Genomic DNA, 18,657 nt, shown 5'->3' on the forward strand with positions numbered 1-18,657 from the left:
GTACTCAAAAGGCGATTTTTCGCTGCTGGCCGCGGCGGGATAGGTCGCTGGGATTCTGGAGCGCATGACTGTGGCATGATGTTCCTCATAACAGGCATAGGCTGCCTCAGAAGGAAAGCAAATGTCTGTGACGAAGACGCTTCCCGCGGTGTTACACCGTGGAATAACGGCACTGATGAGCGGCTCTCCAGACTGATCGCGCAATCCCATTAATTCAGTGGCATGTTCCAACAAAAAGTCAGCATACGGAGGGGAAATCTCACTGGGGTGGATTCCGTCTTTCAGTTGCATGCGGATTCTTCGGATAACGGTCATTGCAGTACTCCTTCACGTAAAGGCATAAGCCAGAAAAAACTCAGCGCATTCTCCGTTATTGCCAGAGTAAGTCAATCAAAATATTAAAGGAATGCTGGATGAGTGGCCATGGTCAGAGCCCGTCATTCCGCCCACTGACATACGGTGAAATGCCTCTGCCATTGCCAGATGTGGTGTGCCTCTACTGTAAATGTAGAAACAAAAGACTCCCGTTGAAGTGTCTGTCCCGCGCTTAAAGCCGCAAAATCGTCTGTGGATTCAACGAGTGGGGAGAGCAGGAAGCCTGCTTCTGCCATGCTGGCATTTATCCGGTAGCGCTTCAAAGTGTTGTCTGAGCGCGTCAGACTAATATGAAGAGGAGAGGCATGGTAGAGCGTGGTGATGAGACGACCGGTGAGAGAAGGCTTGATTTGCAGTGTCGCAAAAGTCCGTTCATTTTTCGCGACGCTAACGGCCTCACCCAGTTTAAAGCGTTTGCAATCGCGCTCTGGCGCCGGCAGATTCAATGGCGCTTCCCGTTTTTTTTCGAGCCACAAAAAACCCTGAACAACTCCTTTTGACTGGTACAAAGACAACAGCGCCGGCCAGCTTGCGCCGTCTTCGAGTGCAGGCAGTCGATTATCAACAGGTGCCAGACGAAAAAGAATATTATCGGGGGCGTGCTCGCCCAGCAAATGGGCACGGTTCATCCCGGCAAGCGTTTTGTCAAAAACGGAATAACTTTGAAACACCGGACGTGGCGACCAGTTGAGGTTTGCCGCGAGCAGCGTGGTTTGATCGAAAGAATAGATATCAACGCGGCCCGGCAGTTGCGGCAGCGGGGTGCGACTGTTCCAGTACATCCTCGTGAGCGCATGATTTTCACGGAGCCATTCAGGATGGGTCAGGCGCATATGAATGCCATGCTGGAAGGTGCGCCAGGTGATGAGGCTGTTGCGCAGGAGATCGGGTGCGGTAGCGTTCGCTGTGATGGTGAAAAAAGTGATGGCAGCAGGCACAAGAGCTGGAAGCACATCTCGCAGGCGCACAAAAGCGGGCAGCAAAAGTGTAACCAGCAGCGGTGCCAGAGCCGCAGTGAAGGCATGTCCGCCATGGCGCGTAAAAGCGGCTTTAAAACACACAAAAAGGTAAAGAAAGCACAGTGTTACCACCCATCGGCGCGTCCTCGATGTCATCTCCCGAGACTTTAGCAGAACCCACAAGATACCGGTGACACTGCTGAGATACAGCAGAATGTCAGACAATGGTCCACCCAGTGCCATCGGCTCACTGAAGGCCAGTGCCATGTGTATGGAGGTAGAGAGGTAGTCAAAAAGCGCGCCGACAGGCTGTCCTGCCAGCATCCAAAAGACACTCATGGTAAGCAGCGGCGACAAAAGTGTTCCTGCCTCGCGGCGTTTTATCAGCAGGCAGGCAGAAAGGCCGAGCACCGCCATGCCAAAAAGGAGAAACGTGCCCTTCACCAGTGCCAGCAGGCCAATGGGCGCCAGCAGACCCGCCGCACTGACCGCTCGTGTTGTTTTCAAAAGACCAAGCCCTGCAATCAGGGGAATGGCAAGGAACAGGGCATCCCGCGAGCAGGCAATTCCTGGCAGCAGCAGGAACCAGACAGCGAGAGGCTGCCATCCACGCCCCCGCATGAGCAGATAAAGCCCGCCAGCGGTTGAAAGTGCGAGCAAAAGCCCGGCGAATAGTGTGAGTGCATCAGTCGCAGGATGAAAAACTTTGGTATACACCGGCGCGTAAGGCCCAAGCGTAAAAACAATGTCGCGTCCAAACACCAGTCCGCGGCCAACGGCCTCTGAGAGCGCATATGCCCAGGCGCCATCAAGGCTTATTGAGGGCATTTTCGGTGAAAGCGGGAGGATGACGGCCATCAGCGCGAAAGCAAGCCCGACACGAAAGCTCATGGTCAGAAAAGAAGAGACGGGTGTTTTTGGTATATGCATGCGCGTTTGTCGCCGAGGCCCGCGTTCAGTCATTGCGCGAGACGCGCAAACCCGTTGCCATTCTGCCGCAATCTCCCTACCATGTCACCCTCGCTTTTGGGTAACACAGTTTTTTGTCAGTAATGAGGTCGTGATGTGGATTCAGCTGAATATCCTCGGTGATGGTTCAAGCGCGCGCATTTATGCGCGGGCAAAACCGCGGGAGGCCGGGTATCAAACGGGTTTCGATGAATGGCGCGGCGTCTATATCTGGCATACGGATGAAGACCCTGCGATGCAAAAATTACGGAAACATCAGGTCAATAATCGTGAAAATGACCTTTTTGTAAACTTTAAAAGCCGGGTGCCGTTTGCAGATTTTTGCAAGAAATTTGCGCAATCCTCCTTCAACGACCCGGGTAGATACCAGCTCTTTTGGCATAACTGCACGCACTCGGCATTGTTTGCCCTGCGTCTGGCAGAGATTCCTCTTAAAATGCCGCTCTTTTTGGGCGGAAAACTGGCGCGACAGTCGTGGCTGCCGGTTCCTTTTTTGCTGACACCGATGGCCCTTTATCGAGTAGCTGAGGCGTATAAAATCCGATGCATTGAAGTGCTGCCGCCGAGGCGTCATCCGCTGGCTCGCGCTGAACGCGCCTTTAGAAAGCGCCAGAATTTTTTTCCCGAGGCGCGGCAAGAAGTGCTGAAACCGGTTTTAGAGGCGACGCAAAACTGCCTGAAACGCTATCCGCAACAGCCTGAATTTTATCTGAAGGCACTTGAGCGCAGTCTTGACGTGGCTGCATGCCCGAAAAAATTGCCGCACTATCGCCTGTTCGCCGACCGTTATCGGTTTCGTGACGCGTCATGGCGCGATACTGAGGTCTATCTTCTGATACACGTGACCGAGCTTTATTTTCTGACCATGATGACGCTGACGGTGGCAGGCATGATGAGCATGAGTCTTATTTTTATTCTCACCTTGAGCGCCGGCTCTTTCATGGCCTTACGGCTTGGAGTGGACGCGCCCTCAGATAAACAGAAGCGCCCGCTCCTGCCCGCTCCGCTTTCAAAGGCGATGGTGCGGCTTGCCGATACGCTGGAACAGGAAGAGGACGCGCCATTGCAGACGGAGAACACTTTACAGTAACGCCGTGAATTTTTCACTTATTCATGATTTGCGCACAAGGTTATCCACAGGATGCACTTGTGCGCAAAAAATAAAACTCAAATTAATCAATTACTTAAAAATGTTGCTTTGAATTATTAAACGTTGCTCAAAAAATTATTCACATTTCTTTAAATCGTTGTTTCTGCATTTAAAACGCCCATCACTTGACCAATTCGGCCATTGCAGGCAGCATAGGGGGTTATCCGCCGCAACAGGTTTTACAGCATGACAGAGTCCATCGAACGCCGCCCGCTGACAGAATTCACCGAGAAAGCCTATCTTGATTATTCCATGTACGTCATTCTCGACCGTGCCCTGCCGCATCTTGCGGATGGCCTGAAGCCTGTGCAGCGGCGGATTGTGTATGCGATGTCGGAGCTTGGTCTTAAGGCTGGCGCCAAATATAAGAAGTCTGCGCGCACGGTGGGGGATGTACTCGGTAAATTTCATCCGCACGGTGATTCCGCCTGTTATGAGGCGATGGTGCTGATGGCGCAGCCTTTTTCCTGCCGTTACCCTTTTGTCGACGGCCAGGGCAACTGGGGGTCAACAGACGACCCTAAGTCCTTTGCTGCAATGCGCTACACAGAAGCGCGTCTGTCGCCTTATGCGGATGTGCTGCTCTCGGAGTTGAGTCAGGGCACCACTGACTGGACCGATAATTTTGACGGCACGCTCAAAGAGCCGAGGCTCCTGCCGGCGCGCCTGCCTAATGTGCTCTTAAATGGCGCCACCGGAATTGCCGTTGGCATGTCATCGGATTTGTTGCCGCATAATCTTAAGGAAGTGGCGGCGGCCTGTCAGCTGTTGCTTGATAATCCCGAGGCTTCACTTGATGCGGTACTCGCCTGCATTAAGGGGCCAGATTTTCCCACGGAATGTGAAATTGTCACCCCAGAGAGTGCTTTGCGTGCGCTTTATGCGAGTGGTAACGGTTCTGTACGCGCGCGCGCCGTGTACCGTGTTGAGAAACACGCCATTGTGATTACCGCCCTCCCGTGGCAGGTGTCGGGGGCGAAAATCATTGAGCAGGTAGCGGCACAGATGCAGCAGAAAAAGCTGCCAATGATTGAAGACGTACGCGACGAATCCGACCACGAAAACCCAACGCGCCTCGTGCTTGTGCCGCGTTCGAATCGGGTGGATGTCGAGGGGGTGATGTCGCATCTCTTTGCAACGACCGATCTTGAGCGCAGCTACCGCGTTAATTTTAACCTCATCGGGCTTGACGGCAAGCCGCGGGTGCGTGATTTGCTGAGCCTTTTACAGGAGTGGCTCGTGTTCCGGCTGCAGACGGTTCATCGTCGTCTCGCGTTTCGTCTTGAGAAGGTGCTTGACAGGCTGCATGTGCTGGAAGGACTTTTAATTGCGTTTTTAAACCTTGATGAAGTGATTGCCATTATTCGCGATGCGGATAATCCCAAAGATGCCTTAATGGAGCGTTTTGGGTTAAGCGTGCGACAGGCTGAGTCCATTCTTGAAATTAAACTGCGCCAGCTCGCGCGCCTTGAAGAAATCCGCCTGCGAGCGGAAGCCGATGCGCTGAAACAGGAGCGAGAGGCGCTGGAAAAACTGCTTAATGATGAACGCGCACTGCGCGCACTGGTTCGCGATGAAATTGCTGCCGATGCCCTGCAGTATGGGGATGCACGCCGCTCACCGCTGGTTAAGCGTGTTGAAGCCCAGGCGCTTCGCGAAGAAGACCTGCTGCCCAACGAGCCGATTACGGTCGTGCTCTCGCAAAAAGGCTGGGTACGTGCGGCCAAAGGGCATGAGGTGGATGGTGAGACGCTGAGCTACAAGGCGGGAGATGCGTTTCGAGCGCAGACGCGGGCGCGCACCAGTCAGCAGGTAGTGTTTTTTGACGGTGAGGGGAAGGTCTATTCGCTGCCGGGCCACGCCCTGCCCTCGGCGCGTGGTCAGGGCGAGCCTTTAACCGGCAAACTCAATCCGCAGGAAGGGGTGGCGTTTGAGGCATTGATTGCCGCGGACCCCGAGACGCGTGTACTGCTTGGCAGTGATGCGGGTTATGGTTTTGTGACGACACTTGCCGAGCTTTATGTGAAAAACCGAAACGGTAAGGCTTGTGTACGGCTGCCAGAAGGCAGTCGGCTTCTGCCGCCGCGCCTTATTGCGGGGGAAACGCGCATGGCCTGCGTGACCTCCACCGGCCGTCTGCTGGTGTTTGCTCTTGATGAACTGCCGGTGCTGGCGCGCGGCAAGGGCAATAAGTGCATTCAGATTGCCGGCACCAAAGCCGCCAGTCGAGAGGAAGTCGTGGTGGACTGGCAGGTGCTTCACGAAACAGATGCGCTCTGTGTGCACGCCGGAAAGCGCCATTTTACGCTAAAGCCCGCGGATTTGGCGCATTATACCGGTGAGCGCGGCCGCCGTGGCAACCGCCTGCCGCGTGGTCTGCAAAACCCAACGGCACTTGTGAGAGATAGTCAGGCATAAGTATTCATAACTCGATCAGGGCGCCTAAAAAAAGATTGATAACTGGTCATTTTTAGTGCATGATTGGACCCTTTTAAAAAAGGGGGCGTTATGTTCCATTTAAGAAGACGTATATCTGCTTATTCACGTTCGGCGTCTTACACAAATGACATGGATGCGCGCGCAGTATCAGGCAGCGTTACTGAAATGCCTCATATACAGCTGTCTCAGATGTTCCCAGACGTGACTCCAGAATATGTAGAGACTTTGACAAACAATCCTGAATTTTCCGAGGCGCTGCTTAATCTCCTTAACAATTGCAGTGAAACTCATCGAAAAACGATATTCAGTTATTTTCAGAATAACTCAAGACTTAATCCCAAAACTGCCGCAGTAACGATGGCTCATGCAAGCCAGGCTCTTGAGGACGGGTGCCGTGATATCCGTGAGCGGCTGGAACGTCTTGGGGAGGAGGCCCGTGGGAAACTCACATCTTTTGATTCGCATATCAACAAATACAAGTCACAGGTATACGCAGCTATTGGGACTGCATTAAGCGGTTCACACACCGTTGAAGGTAGAAATCGTAATTTTTGGGAAACTCTACAGTCACTTAAACGTGATGATAACCAGTTTTACGATGCGCTTAACCAGGACCGGGCCCCATGGATTCGTAAGGCACTCAACGCCATTACCTGGACCCTTTCCATTCTCTTGTCGGTGACCATTCCTTTTGCAGGTATGTGTGTGATGCTTCCACTCCACTTGCGAAATGAGGCGCGCACGCGCGACTTTGGTTTTTTTGCCCGCCCTGAATCTGCTGCTAAACTGCGCGCTACGGAATTGAATGTGGCAAACGAGCTTGAAGCGTATTATCCAGAAACCTGGCAGCCGCTTTTATAATAATGCCGAGCTTTCGCCATAACGATTTCCATATCATCGCCCTGCATACCGCCCGGCCTTTTTGAAAGCCGGGCTCTTCGTTTTTTCAGGCTCCATCTTTACCAGTCTATACTGCACAAGCCGCTGAACATATAATTTACACATTCTTTTCAAAAAAAGGTCAATCCCTGACCGTTTTTGCGGTATAATTCTCTGAAAGTTTTCGATGGGGGTTATACATGTACGGTATTTTTGGCTCTACGGCAGCGATTAATGATTATTTCGGTCGTGACGTTATGAACCTTACAGCGCGTAGTTGCGGATTAACGATAAGCGAAGTAAGTCCGGTTGAATATTCTCAAACTCAGCCATCCAATGGCACCCTCGAATTTATCCAGACGCCTGAGGGCATTTGCTACAAATTTACGACTGGCAGCAGTGAAGGCCCACTTCTGACTGAAGGGCGCGTGGAGTATGAACACCTTGGTATTCAAGCCAAACGCAAGGAAGACCAGTCTTATGAAATACTGTCAGTTCCCGACTGTGCTCTTTTAAGTGATTATATTCATAGAACCCACGGCCTGTCGCCAAATGATCAACAGATTAGAGCCGATCTTGAGAAGCGTACTCCTTTTTTGGCCACCCCGAATGAGATGCAGCATCTTCTGAATTCGTGGCTGGCGTGTCCACCCTCTTCTTATGTACAGGGTATGCCAGATGCACGTGTATTAATGCCCGTTGTATTAGGACTGTTCCCGCTGATAAACAATGAAAATGAACTGCAAAGCTTCTTTGGCAAAGGTGGACTGCCAACAAAAGATCTAAGTTTCGCCTACCTCAACGCAAATCAGGAGCTCTGTGGTTTTGCCCTGTATTGGCGCGAAGATAAGTCGCAGTGGGCTATCCTGCATTCTGCCAACACAAATGCGGCTCCAGAAGAGCGTCGTCAATCCGTTGTGGTCTCCGCGGCGACTCTTGAGGCTCCGAACTCCTCTAATCAGCTGGTGCAGATTGGTGGTCTCGCGGCTCTTGAGCATTTGCGTGCAGAAATCGGGCCGGCTCCGCTGGTTCAGCTTTTCCTTGAAGAACTGTTCGATGAAGAATATGCGGTACGCCCGGAGGTGGTTGAGCGGTGGTCGAGCATGCGGGTTAATTCCTTGAATGACTCGGGTTCTGGAAAAGTCTGGACTGATGCTTTTACCCAGGATTTTAGCGGGTTTGTGGATGGCGTTCGCTCGTTGTTTGGTGATTCGTCTGGTGTGACCTTCTCATCCAGCAGCTCTTCATCGAGTGCCTCTTCCAGCAGCGTGTCCGCCATCGACGTACCTCTGGATGGCACTCAAAGTGCGATGCTGTGCCATCTGGGGCTGCAAAAACTGGGGCAGTCTGAGAGGTTTGCAGCGTTAGGAGAGAATCATCACGCTGTCTGGGCATATCTGCTCCATGCCCCACGTTTTGCCGGCATTTTACGGGATGTATTGGCCATGCAGGATGTTCAAGCACGTAATGCGCTTGCAGACGCGCTTGCCTCGCCTGATAACGTTACTTCAAAGACGCTCTTAAATCTGCACGCCGTTGGGGTTTCAACGTCTGATTTGATGCAGACGCTGGATTTTTTTTCGGAAAATAACACAACGTCAGAGAATATTTGCGAGCAAAGGCGCCAGGTATTACAGTTTCTGGCTGCGCTTGAATACAGGCTCAATGGCTTTTTAGAGCCTTCTGTTTTTGCAGTATTTTACCAGCTTCTGCCAACCTTTAATGAGATTGCGCAAAGAGAATCGGGACAAGTCTGGCTGAAGAATAACCTTTTGCATATTCACCGCTATGTCTTGTCAGAGGATAAACAAAAAGGGCTTCTAACCCTTTTAGAGGCTTTTCTTACTGTTCCATCGGAGAATAGCGAGGCCGATGAGTCGGTCGCTCCTGAATTTATTACGATAGGAAAAACTGTATACAGTGCTCTTTTGGTCGCAATGAATACGGACGATACTTTTTCCCTGCATCAAGGGCAAGTTGCGGCGCGTGCGTTGCAATGGCTCGAGAGTCAGAATGTGCCTGATAAACTGCAGCTTGCGCATACGATAGTCGCCGGAACGCCTGCGGGTATTCCTGTGATTCCAACTGCTGCTCTGAGGCTGCTGGTGCGTTTTCCGGAGATGGAAAGCGCACAATTCGGGCAATTGTGCACGCATCAATCTCTCGCTCAGGGACTGATGCGTTTGACCGAGGATTCAGACCGGGTCGTGCTTCAGGGGTATTTTAACGGTCTGATGGCGGTTCCAGAAAACCGTAAAGCGGCTGTCGGGCGTGCGCTGAATGAAGCAACGCTGGCGCTTGATGAGGGATGCGGGCGCATTCGTGCCCGACTGGAGCGTCTTGGTGTTGAGGCTCAGGCAAAGCTTTCAGGCTTTGACCAAAACGTTGCGGCTTTTAAGGGGCTGATGCGTGTCGCGATAGTCGAGCGTCTGACGGCAGGGGGTGCTTCAGACAACCTTAATGCGCGTTTTACGGGCGTCATGGAGCAGGCTGAAGCGCAGTTTGACGCTGTATTGAATGTGGACCGTGACCCGTGGCTTCGCCAGGCGCTTAATGCCGTCGTCTGGGCGGTGGCGGTTGCGGTGAGCATCGTTTTCCCGCCATTGGGGTTATGGGTAGGCGCGGCGATTCAATCGAGGCACGAAGCAACCGGTGATTACGGCTTTTTTAGCCGCACGGAATCGAGTGCCATGGCGCATGTGACTAATCGAACGGTCAAGAGGATACTGGAGCAGAATACCCCTGATGCGCCTGAGCCGGATAATGCGGTTAATGCGCTTTAACAGGGCAATACAGCATCATTTTCGCACATGAAATGGTTGGATAAGTTGCCTGTTGGTGTCCTCCCCGCCTTCGCGGGGAGGATGTCATTAAACATCTAAGTGACAATTTTTTGCGCACAGCATGATTTTCCCCGGTGCGCCATAATTCTTGAAATTTCTGCGACAATCTGCTTAAGATTAACATTCGCCGGATTAAAAATGTAAGGATCACACCATGTCCATGCCAGTGAAGGCGTTGCGGTTTGATCTCCTGACTGCGGAACCGGATAAGGAAGCGGAAATCTCGCAGTCCGGTCATCCTGTAACAAAATACTCCTGGACGGAGAGCGACGGCACCCTGCTGTACGGCTGCTATAAGCCGGTTGACGCTACCTATCCGCCGCTTTTGGCACGCTATTCAGTCGCTTACAGCGTATGGCTGCGCATGATACTCGGGGAGCGCGCCGCGGAAGAGCGCCTGGTTTATGACGGCAACGGCGCGATAGTCGGCTCTATGTCGATAAAGCTTCCCAAATATCGTCCGCTGCTTGGTGGGGGCCCCGGACGTAACAGCGTGCTTAAACCCGGCAGTTCCGAGGAAGATGCGCGTGTTATGCTTCCTGATGTAAAAACCCTTGAAGAATACAATGCTGCTGAACTGCTGGTGGCTGACTGGCTGACGCAGGATGAAGATCGCCACGATGGCAACTGGAGCCTTGACGGAACCATTGATAATGACATGCGGGGATATGGCATTACTTCGCTGATTAAGGGAATACGCTGGATTCTTCGAGAGCTCGAGGCGGTTATTCATAAAGTGATGGAGATGCGGCGGGAAGACCTCGATAACTTTCCCTGCATAAAGGGGCGCACCTATTGGCCGGCCAATCCGCTGCCGAACTTTACGGAATCCTGGAAGCGCTACAATCTGAATCCGCAGGCGTTTCGCGATTTGGCCCAAAGCCCGGTATTTGTCCAGCAGATGTTTACGGTCATGTTGCGGGCGCTTGTGGTGTGGCAGCCAAACGTGCTTCGCGCGCGCCTCATGGAATATCTGGGGGACGAGAAGCTTGATTATAAGTCGCTTGATACACAGGAAGTTCCGCCCAGCATTCTTGAAAAGCTGGCAGCGCTTTTCATAGGCCCCAGTGTGCCAAAATCAAAAAAACTTGAAGAACAATACCCTAAATTTTTTAGTCCCGAGGCTAATGAAGCCCCGTTTGTTGACCATATTCTCAGTGTCTTTACCGCAATGCAAAACGAGTTTCGCGATATCACCGTCTTGTATCCTGGATGTGAAGCCTGTGAGGAAGACCCGGCCAGTCAGCGTCCAAAGCGTATCGCAAAACCTGCGTTTTACCGCTTTTTGCTCGAGTGCCCGGAAGCATGGCAGGCAGCAAAAAACTGGGCAATCGCGCAGAACAGCCGTCTTGGTTCCTCAGACCGCTCACAGCAGAATGCATCATCCAGCGCACATGATGCAGTGCAGGCCCGGGCGCTTGAAACGCATTTTGATATGGAGTTGCTGGAGCGTAATTACCACGAAATCTGGCGTGATGCCTTCCTGCCGCAACTGGATGAGAATCTCTCAAAATTTGAGCAGCTGGTTCTCAGGTTGAGGCCGCCGGCATCTCCTGCTGCCACCGCAAGTGGAGATATTGCACCCCCTTTTATACCCCGAGGCCAGCGTGCAGTAGGTTCATCCGAGGCCTATTCAGCAGCCTTACTGATTCGCCCGAGCCCCTTTGGGGCGGGTCGTCCGTTTCTGCCTGGCAGCTATCAAAGCACGACAGAGGATGCACTCGCGATATTAGCCGATACCATCGACCCAGAAACGGGTACGGTGCTGCGCCCCGGACTTGTTACACGTTTACGTACCTGCATCACCAATTATTCGCAGGTTCCTCTGGGGGCATTGACCCAGGAGGTGAGCAGTGCTTTTGGGGATGAGCTTGAGGACCTTAAAATTGCCCTTGAGCGTAACATCCGAGACAAACTGGGGCCAGATGATAATCCGATTTTTTCCGCGGCTCTGGCAGAACTGGAAGCACTGATACCGCAGGTGCGTTTCAGCCGACATGTCAACCGTGTAAATGGCGCATCATTTTCGTTGCAAAGTCCGCTGTCTTCGTCTTCAGGTACACTTTTTTCTCCCCCCTCCCCGGCCGATGAGCGGGTGGTTGCGGCCTGTGTCAATGCGCTGTTTGCCTGGGCCGACCATGTTGATACGGAATACCTGAACTCGCAGATAATCAGTGTTATAGACAAGGATTATGAAGGGACCTCCTGGCTCGGCACCTGGTCACGCCAGAGAGGTGAGAGCGTACGTAAGTATCTTAAGGAAAGCACTGAAAGTGGCGCACAGCGGCTCGGGTGGGTATTTGCCGGTGGCAGAAGGGAAGATGGTGCGTTGAACATCGCGCTGGTCGCAAGGCTTTATCCTTTGATGCTTGATAACGTAAAAGAGTGGTTTGCACAGCGAGCGCTGCCTGAGACGTTTCGTAAGGATTATTTCTGTCTGCAGGTGTTGAGTGAAGCCTGTAAAAGCCATGAAGGTACCGGCAAACGGCGGTTTGACGATGCACTGTCGCTTTATACGCAGCGCACCTGTGAAGCCGCGAAAACGGATGAGCGCTTTACGCACGCGCATGTTGCCGATATGGATAAGCGCGTTAACGACAGGCTCTATGAATGGGTGAGCCGCCTTGCTCCGGAAGTGTTCACCACGCTTGCATCCTCAGCCATTCGTACCTATGAGAGTGGTGGGTGGAAGATTTGGGGAACAGGCGTTTGCAGTCGAACGCGCGGGCCAGGGGCACGCGAGATTCTTCAAAAGCCCTTGCCCAACACCCAAAAGCTTGGCATGCTGTTGTCGGCTGCGGATTCGGCCAATCCTGACAGCTCGCTAAACTCTTACCTTCTAAGCCATTTGCTTGAAACCATGAAGCAGACCGATGAAGTCAGGACTGAGCCTCGTTATGCCTGTGTCCGCGCAGTCGGTAAATCATGGTGGAATTGGATACTGCTGCCAAAAATTGCTGAGCTTTCGAAGCCTTATGCAAATGGTGCGGGTCCGGCTGCGGCTTCTGGTTCGACGCGTTCAACTCCTCCGACTTCTGTGTCGGCGTCAAGCGTGCCAGTCGGCGGTTCGTTCAGTTTTGCAATGCCCGGAGGCCGTTGAAAAAATCCCCCTCTGGCAGGGGGGCGCGCTGACTGCAGCAGGCTGTGGAGGTAAAACCCGAGTAAGAGCACGGTAAAGATGGCCAGTGGAATCACAAGAATCAGTCCAGGTGTCAGCATGACCGCCGCACTGGTTACGGGAGTGTCAGGGTGAGCCGGAACGAAGAGCGGGGGTGGCGATATCGCCGGGGCAGCCTCAGGCGCAAGCGCCAGCGATGGCAGTGCCGCCAGACCCGGGTGACGTGCCTCGCGCCAGTGGTGCATGTTCTCCATCAATTGTTCGGCGGTCTGTCGCGTGCTTTCAAGAAGTGCTTCTTCCTCGGTACGGGTAGCGCCTTCCCGCAGGTGGCCACGCACTTCGTGGGTGCGCTGCGTCAGTTGATGCATGGCGCGCTGCATCGGAGTGCGGGTCGCTACACTGAGCGTCAGGCTGTCCTGATTCTCAAGAAAAGCGCTGGATTTGGCAGGGCCTCTGGGACGCAGAGCCGCGAGAATCCCTGTTTCCCGCCCCTTCATAAGCTGTCGTTGATACACCGCACGGTTGGCTTCACGAATGAAGGTTATCGGCTCGCCTGATTGATGAATAAAGTTTTCAACATCCAGCAGAAAGGCATCAATTTCCTCGCGAAACTGCAAGCGGGTCAGTACTTCTCCTGCCTGCTCTAAAAGGTGCAGCAGCTGGTGCAGAATACTGTCAAAGCGCAACAGCTCATGGACATCGGCAAGGGCTTTTGCGAATGCCTCGGCCAGTGTCGGGTCAAGTTTCTCAGGCAGGCTCAATGTTTTACAGGCTCTAAGGGTGTCGGCGTCGATGGTGATTGGCGTGTATCCACTGACAAGCGCGTGAGGCGCGCGTGCACAAAGGCTTGCGGCAAGCGTTGGAAACTCGCGCAGGTTCAGGGTGTGGGTGTCGGGGGGAGATTCCAGATATTCCAGATACGGATGGCTGTTGACCGGTGCATGTGAAAGTGAGAAGTGCAGGAGGGCATGGCGGTCTTCAGCGATGTCACGCACCTGCTGGCGAATCACTTCAAGCTGGAGCTTCAGAAAGCGCGAGCGCATCACCTGCTGGATTTCCGCGCTGACATCCTGCTCAAGAGCGGCGCGAAAATCGGCGAGAAAGAGCCTGTCTCCTCCCTCGAGGTGGACTTCCATGCCGCGGATATACTGCTCAAGGAGCTGGGCCTCGGTGCTGACGTATTCGGGGTCGTTGTTTTCAGCGAGCTTTCGGCTCATGCGCACAATATCGAGCAGTAAATAATTCATGGGCTGGTTCAGATGCTCTGGCGGAAGGTCCTGGTTTCTTATCAGGAGATAGTCGCCTGCGCGGCGAGCAAGGGTTTCAAGCGTTTGCCAGCGCATTTTACGGTGGTTCGTTAATGGCAGGTGAAAGGCATCGCGCGTGAGCAGGTGCTTTGGACGGTAAAGGCTTGCCAGCAACAGGGAGTCGGCATGCACATCAATAAAGGCATCTTCGAGGGCCGTGGCAAAAAAGCTGTCTGTGGTTTCCAGCAGTTCACGGTCCATACCGGAACGTGCGCGGGCTTCCAGAAGACGTTCACGAAAAGCCAGTTCCTCTGGTGTGTAGCAGGATTCGTCGCGAAGATAAAGCCATCCCAACACTCCAAAGCGCGATTGCGCAACCACCGGCTGGTAACCGATGTTTGAGTCTGTGTGCTTCATGCGTCTCTCCCTCGGGCTTCGTCCGTGCTGCCCTTAAGTTTCAGTGAGCCACAGTTTCGCGTAATTGTAAATGGTATGTAACCGTTCCCCTAAAGCATTCAAAATGTGGTGAATAGATACAATGGTATAGCATTAAGGGTCTGTGTTAGACTTTCGGCCATTGTTTTTGGAGGGCATCATTATGAGCACAACACGCATTGAAACCGACAGCATGGGTGAGATACCCGTTGCCAGCGACCGCCTTTGGGGGGCGCAGACTGAGCGTTCCCTGCACCATTTTCACATTGGCAATGACCGCATGCCGCGAGAGCTCGTGCATGCCTTTGGCATATTAAAGCTCGCTGCCGCGCGCACCAACGAAGCCCTCGGAAAACTGCCGCCGGAAAAGGCGCGCCTCATTGAGGCGGCCGCCCGTGAAGTGATGGATGGACAGCTTGATGAGCACTTTCCGCTGCATGTCTGGCAGACGGGCAGTGGCACGCAGTCGAACATGAATGCGAACGAGGTGATTTCAAACCGCGCCATTGCGATGCATGGCGGTGTACTCGGCAGCAAGTCGCCTGTGCATCCGAATGACGATGTGAACATGTCGCAGTCCTCAAACGACACCTTCCCAACCGCCATGCACATTGCCGCCGCCCGTGCGGTGACTGACAAGCTGTTGCCGTCCGTGCGCGCTCTCAGGGATGCGTTGCATGAAAAAGCAGAGGCCTTTGCCCATATCGTAAAAATTGGTCGCACACACCTTCAGGATGCGGTTCCCCTGACGCTTGGACAGGAGTTTTCCGGTTACGTGGCGCAGCTCGATGCCTGCCTGCATCGCCTGACACAGGTGTTACCGGAAATTTACGCGCTGGCGCTTGGTGGCACGGCGGTCGGCACGGGCCTTAATACGCATCCGCAGTTTGCTGAAAAGGCCGCGGCTGAAATTGCGAAGCTGACGGGCCTGCCTTTTGTTTCGGCTCCCAACAAGTTTGAAGCGCTCGCCGCGCACGAGCCGATGGTTATGCTCCATGCCTGCATGAAAACGCTCGCCTGCGCATTGATGAAAATTGGGAACGATATTCGCTGGCTGGGTTCAGGTCCGCGCTGTGGCATTGGCGAGCTGTTGCTGCCGGAAAATGAGCCAGGCTCATCCATCATGCCAGGCAAGGTCAATCCTACCCAGTGTGAAGCCCTCACCATGGTGTGTACCCAGGTGCTTGGTAACGATGTGACGGTTGGCATTGCTGCGAGTCAGGGGAATTTTGAGCTGAACGTGTTTAAGCCTGTTATTATTTTTAACGTCATGCAATCGTTAAATCTGCTGGCTGACAGCTGCCGTTCCTTCCGTGAATTCTGTGTGGAGGGGATAGTGCCTAATCTGCCGGTGATTGACTATTACGTTAAGCACTCCCTGATGCTGGTCACGGCACTCAATCAACACATTGGCTACGACAAAGCCGCCAAAATCGCCAAACTGGCGCACCATGAGAATTTGTCGCTGGAAGAAGCCGGTGTGAAGCTTGGCTTTTTGACCGCCGAGCAGTTTCGCGAGTGGGTAAATCCTGCAAAAATGGTATAAGCGGGGATTGGCTGTCTGCTGCCGGTTTTATTATGCATTCCATCCTGGGCCTGGCAGCCAAGGTTGCGGCGTTTTGTAGATAAAACAACGAGTTAAAGTAGGCTGTGCTAAGCGTAGCGTAGCGTAGCGCAGCGCGGCATTGGGTGTAGCCGTTGACTGGATGTCTGTTCAGGCATCCCTCCCGCGCTTATCAGCGCAGGCTACGGCGTTTTTTTAAATAAATCATTGTATTTAATGGGTTTTTTGTAGGCTGGGTTGAGCGAAGCGAAGCCTGGCATCGGATGTCATCATTTGCCGGATGTCTGTTCAGGCATCCCTCCCGCGCTTATCAGCGCAGGCTACGGCGTTTTTTTAAATAAATCATTGTATTTAATGGGTTTTTTGTAGGCTGGGTTGAGCGAAGCGAAGCCTGGCATCGGATGTCATCATTTGCCGGATGTCTGTTCAGGCATCCCTCCCGCGCTTATCAGCGCAGGCTACGGCGTTTTTTAAATAAATTATTGTATTTAATAGATTTTTTGTAGGCTGGGTTGGGCGAAGCGAAGCCTGGCATCGGATGTCATCATTTGCCGGATGTCTGTTCAGGCATCTCTCCCGCTACGGTATCATTCAAATAAAACAACCACTTGCCCAAACCGCTTCTTCAACGCGCCAGCGCCCGCAGTGCCTCAAGGTAGCGCGCTTCATCCGGGGGCGCATTATCCCGTTGTGCCTGCCAGAGGCATTCGGCGAGTGATTCCATCATGCAGTGTTCGGCAGCCAGCGCATCACCCGTGCGTGTGAGGAGCGCTTTCCAGACGGCCGCGATGCCTGCCGGGCGGTTGGTGGCCACCTGGTCGCGAATGGCAAGATGTAAGCCCATGTGCAGAAAGGGATTCGGGGTATCGGCGGGTAAATCGAGATGCACTTCGTTTTCCGGGTTTTCAAGCAGTGCGTGGTATTCGGGGTGTGCCAGTATGACATCGGCAATCTGCTGCTCAAGCGGCAGCAGAGGCAGGCGTGCGCGGTATTTTTTCCAGCTTTCAAAAAACGGCTTACGGATTTCTGTCGGTGAATCAGAATAAAACATGGTTTTTCCACTCAATTAAATATCGAGCGGGCTATTTGCCCGCCGCAATTACGCCACAGCCAATGCGCGCTCCGCCACCACCGAGAGGGGGCGTGTCGCTGTAGGTATCTCCACCGGCATGAATCATTAAGGCATGCCCCGCGAGGTCGCTTGTTTTAAGGCGCGGCGCGAGCAGCGGAATAGTGGCGTTTCCGGTGCTGTCCGAGGCAAGCACGGGAAGGTCGCCAAGATGCCCGCGGCCATAGGGGCCCTGATGGCTGTTGGTGTGATTCGGGTCAAAATGTCCACCGGCATTCATCCCCTTATCGCCGCAGTTCGGGTGCTCATGCAGGTGAAAGCCATGCAGGCCCGCTGGTGGCAGGTTACTGAGTTTTGGCGTGATAAGGAGGCCGTAGGGAGAGTCTTCAAAAACCACTTCACCAAGGGCTTTGCCATCGGTGCTGCTAACCGTGCAACGAACCTGCGCGGCAAGAGCGGGCTCGGAGAGGCATAAGGCGAGAAGTGCAATCAAGGGCAGTTTTTTCATGGGTTCTTCCGTTAACGGGTTTCATAGGAGTGGGTGATAACGCCTGTGTCACCCGCGGCCAGCACGATATCTGCCGTGCGCCTTGCAAAAAGGCCGTTTTCGATAACACCCGGTATGGCGTTAATCTGGTCTTCAAGCGCCATCGGTTCGATAATATTGAGATTGAAAACATCCAGAATGCAGTTGCCGTTATCTGTCACAAAGCCTTCGCGATACTGCGGATCGCCTCCAAGCGACACAATCGCACGGGCAACAAAGCTGCGCGCCATGGGCAGCACTTCCACTGCCAGCGGAAACGCACCAAGGTGTTTAACGCATTTATCAGCGCTCACCATGCATATAAAGCGTTTTGAAGCGCTGGCGATTATTTTCTCGCGGGTCAGTGCGCCACCTCCACCTTTAATCAGGGTACCGTGGGGGCCTGCCTCATCGGCGCCATCAACATAGAGCGCCAGCGTTCCGGTGGCGTTGAGCTCAAGAACCGGAATGCCGGCAGCCTTCAGTTTCGCGGCAGTAGCGTTTGAACTTGCGACACACCCCTCAAGCCGCCCGCGTATGCGTGCAAGCTCTTCAATGAAATAATTAACAGTGGAGCCAGTGCCCACTCCGAGAATCATGTCATCTTCAAGGTAGGCAAGAGCGGCTTTGGCCGCGGCTTTTTTCAGTGCATCCATAGTTCTCTCCAGCGTTGTTGCAGGAGCCCATTGTAGCCCTGGGATAGCGTCTGTGCCACCATTAATAGTGGCACAAAGGCGGCTTATTCTGCGGTTGGTGCCATTTGCGGAACGCCGGGGGAGTCCACGGGAACTACGGCAGAGCGTCCGACAGGGACAGACGTTGAGTTTGCAGCAGGTGCGGTGGCTTTGTCGTTACCGGAGCGTGCGGCCATGGATGCGTTGCCGGTCGAGGCACTGGCGGATGTTGAGCGCGTGCCTACCTGGTCGCTGACTGGTTTTACCTGACCGCTGGACTGTTGCCAGTGCGTATAATTAGGGTCTTCAAGCATCGAGCAGCCACTTAAAACCAGTAAGGGCATGGCGAGCAGAAGGGGGTGGCGTAACGTAATCATGTTGTCATCCCTGTGTTGAGGGCGCCGGATTTT

11 protein-coding genes are annotated in these 18,657 nt (G+C 53.5%); 6 read left to right on the forward strand and 5 right to left on the reverse strand.

The annotated features are described in order from the left end of the window. Nucleotides 1–437: 437 nt before the first annotated feature. Nucleotides 438–2,264 carry a hypothetical protein gene (locus tag E4T54_RS06135; protein ID WP_131793719.1) on the reverse strand — a complete coding sequence of 609 codons (1,827 nt, stop codon included), beginning with the start codon at nt 2,262–2,264 and terminating at the stop codon, nt 438–440. Nucleotides 2,265–2,397: 133 nt separating this feature from the next. Between E4T54_RS06135 and E4T54_RS06140 the strand changes: the two genes are divergently transcribed. The 6 genes from E4T54_RS06140 (at nt 2,398) to fumC (ending at nt 15,960) form a co-directional block, all read left to right on the forward strand. Next, nucleotides 2,398–3,393, forward strand: a complete 996-nt coding sequence (locus E4T54_RS06140; RefSeq protein ID WP_028385839.1) for a hypothetical protein — start codon at nt 2,398–2,400, stop codon at nt 3,391–3,393. A 246-nt stretch (nt 3,394–3,639) separates the two neighbouring features. After that, nucleotides 3,640–5,871 carry a DNA topoisomerase IV subunit A gene (parC, locus tag E4T54_RS06145; RefSeq protein WP_028385840.1) on the forward strand — a complete coding sequence of 744 codons (2,232 nt, stop codon included), beginning with the start codon at nt 3,640–3,642 and terminating at the stop codon, nt 5,869–5,871. Nucleotides 5,872–6,021: 150 nt separating this feature from the next. Beyond that, on the forward strand, nt 6,022–6,753 hold the full coding sequence (locus E4T54_RS06150; protein WP_135100399.1) for a hypothetical protein: 732 nt from the start codon (nt 6,022–6,024) through the stop codon (nt 6,751–6,753). A 218-nt stretch (nt 6,754–6,971) separates the two neighbouring features. Next, nucleotides 6,972–9,554, forward strand: a complete 2,583-nt coding sequence (locus E4T54_RS06155) for a hypothetical protein (protein WP_028385842.1) — start codon at nt 6,972–6,974, stop codon at nt 9,552–9,554. A gap of 214 nt (nt 9,555–9,768) precedes the next feature. Next, nucleotides 9,769–12,714 (forward strand): hypothetical protein, encoded by a 2,946-nt coding sequence (locus E4T54_RS06160; protein WP_028385843.1) that lies wholly within the window; start codon nt 9,769–9,771, stop codon nt 12,712–12,714. Between the two features lie 1,863 nt (nt 12,715–14,577). Continuing rightward, entirely contained in the window at nt 14,578–15,960 is a 1,383-nt protein-coding gene (gene fumC / locus E4T54_RS06165) for a class II fumarate hydratase (protein WP_028385845.1), read from the forward strand. 643 nt (nt 15,961–16,603) lie between these two features. On the opposite strand, the gene E4T54_RS06170 is transcribed toward fumC, so the two are convergent. The 4 genes from E4T54_RS06170 to E4T54_RS06185 all read right to left on the reverse strand — a co-directional run bounded on the left by E4T54_RS06170 (nt 16,604) and on the right by E4T54_RS06185 (nt 18,624). After that, nucleotides 16,604–17,029, reverse strand: coding sequence for a DUF1841 family protein (locus E4T54_RS06170; RefSeq protein WP_028385555.1), 426 nt, complete (start codon nt 17,027–17,029; stop codon nt 16,604–16,606). A 31-nt stretch (nt 17,030–17,060) separates the two neighbouring features. Next, nucleotides 17,061–17,555, reverse strand: a complete 495-nt coding sequence (locus tag E4T54_RS06175) for a superoxide dismutase family protein (protein WP_028385556.1) — start codon at nt 17,553–17,555, stop codon at nt 17,061–17,063. An 11-nt stretch (nt 17,556–17,566) separates the two neighbouring features. Further along, entirely contained in the window at nt 17,567–18,229 is a 663-nt protein-coding gene (gene rpiA / locus E4T54_RS06180) for a ribose-5-phosphate isomerase RpiA (RefSeq protein WP_028385557.1), read from the reverse strand. An 83-nt stretch (nt 18,230–18,312) separates the two neighbouring features. Beyond that, nucleotides 18,313–18,624 (reverse strand): hypothetical protein, encoded by a 312-nt coding sequence (locus E4T54_RS06185; protein ID WP_028385558.1) that lies wholly within the window; start codon nt 18,622–18,624, stop codon nt 18,313–18,315. Between the last annotated feature and the right edge of the window lie 33 nt (nt 18,625–18,657).

The organism is Legionella geestiana, assembly GCF_004571195.1.
Taxonomy (GTDB): Bacteria; Pseudomonadota; Gammaproteobacteria; order Legionellales; family Legionellaceae; genus Legionella_B; species Legionella_B geestiana.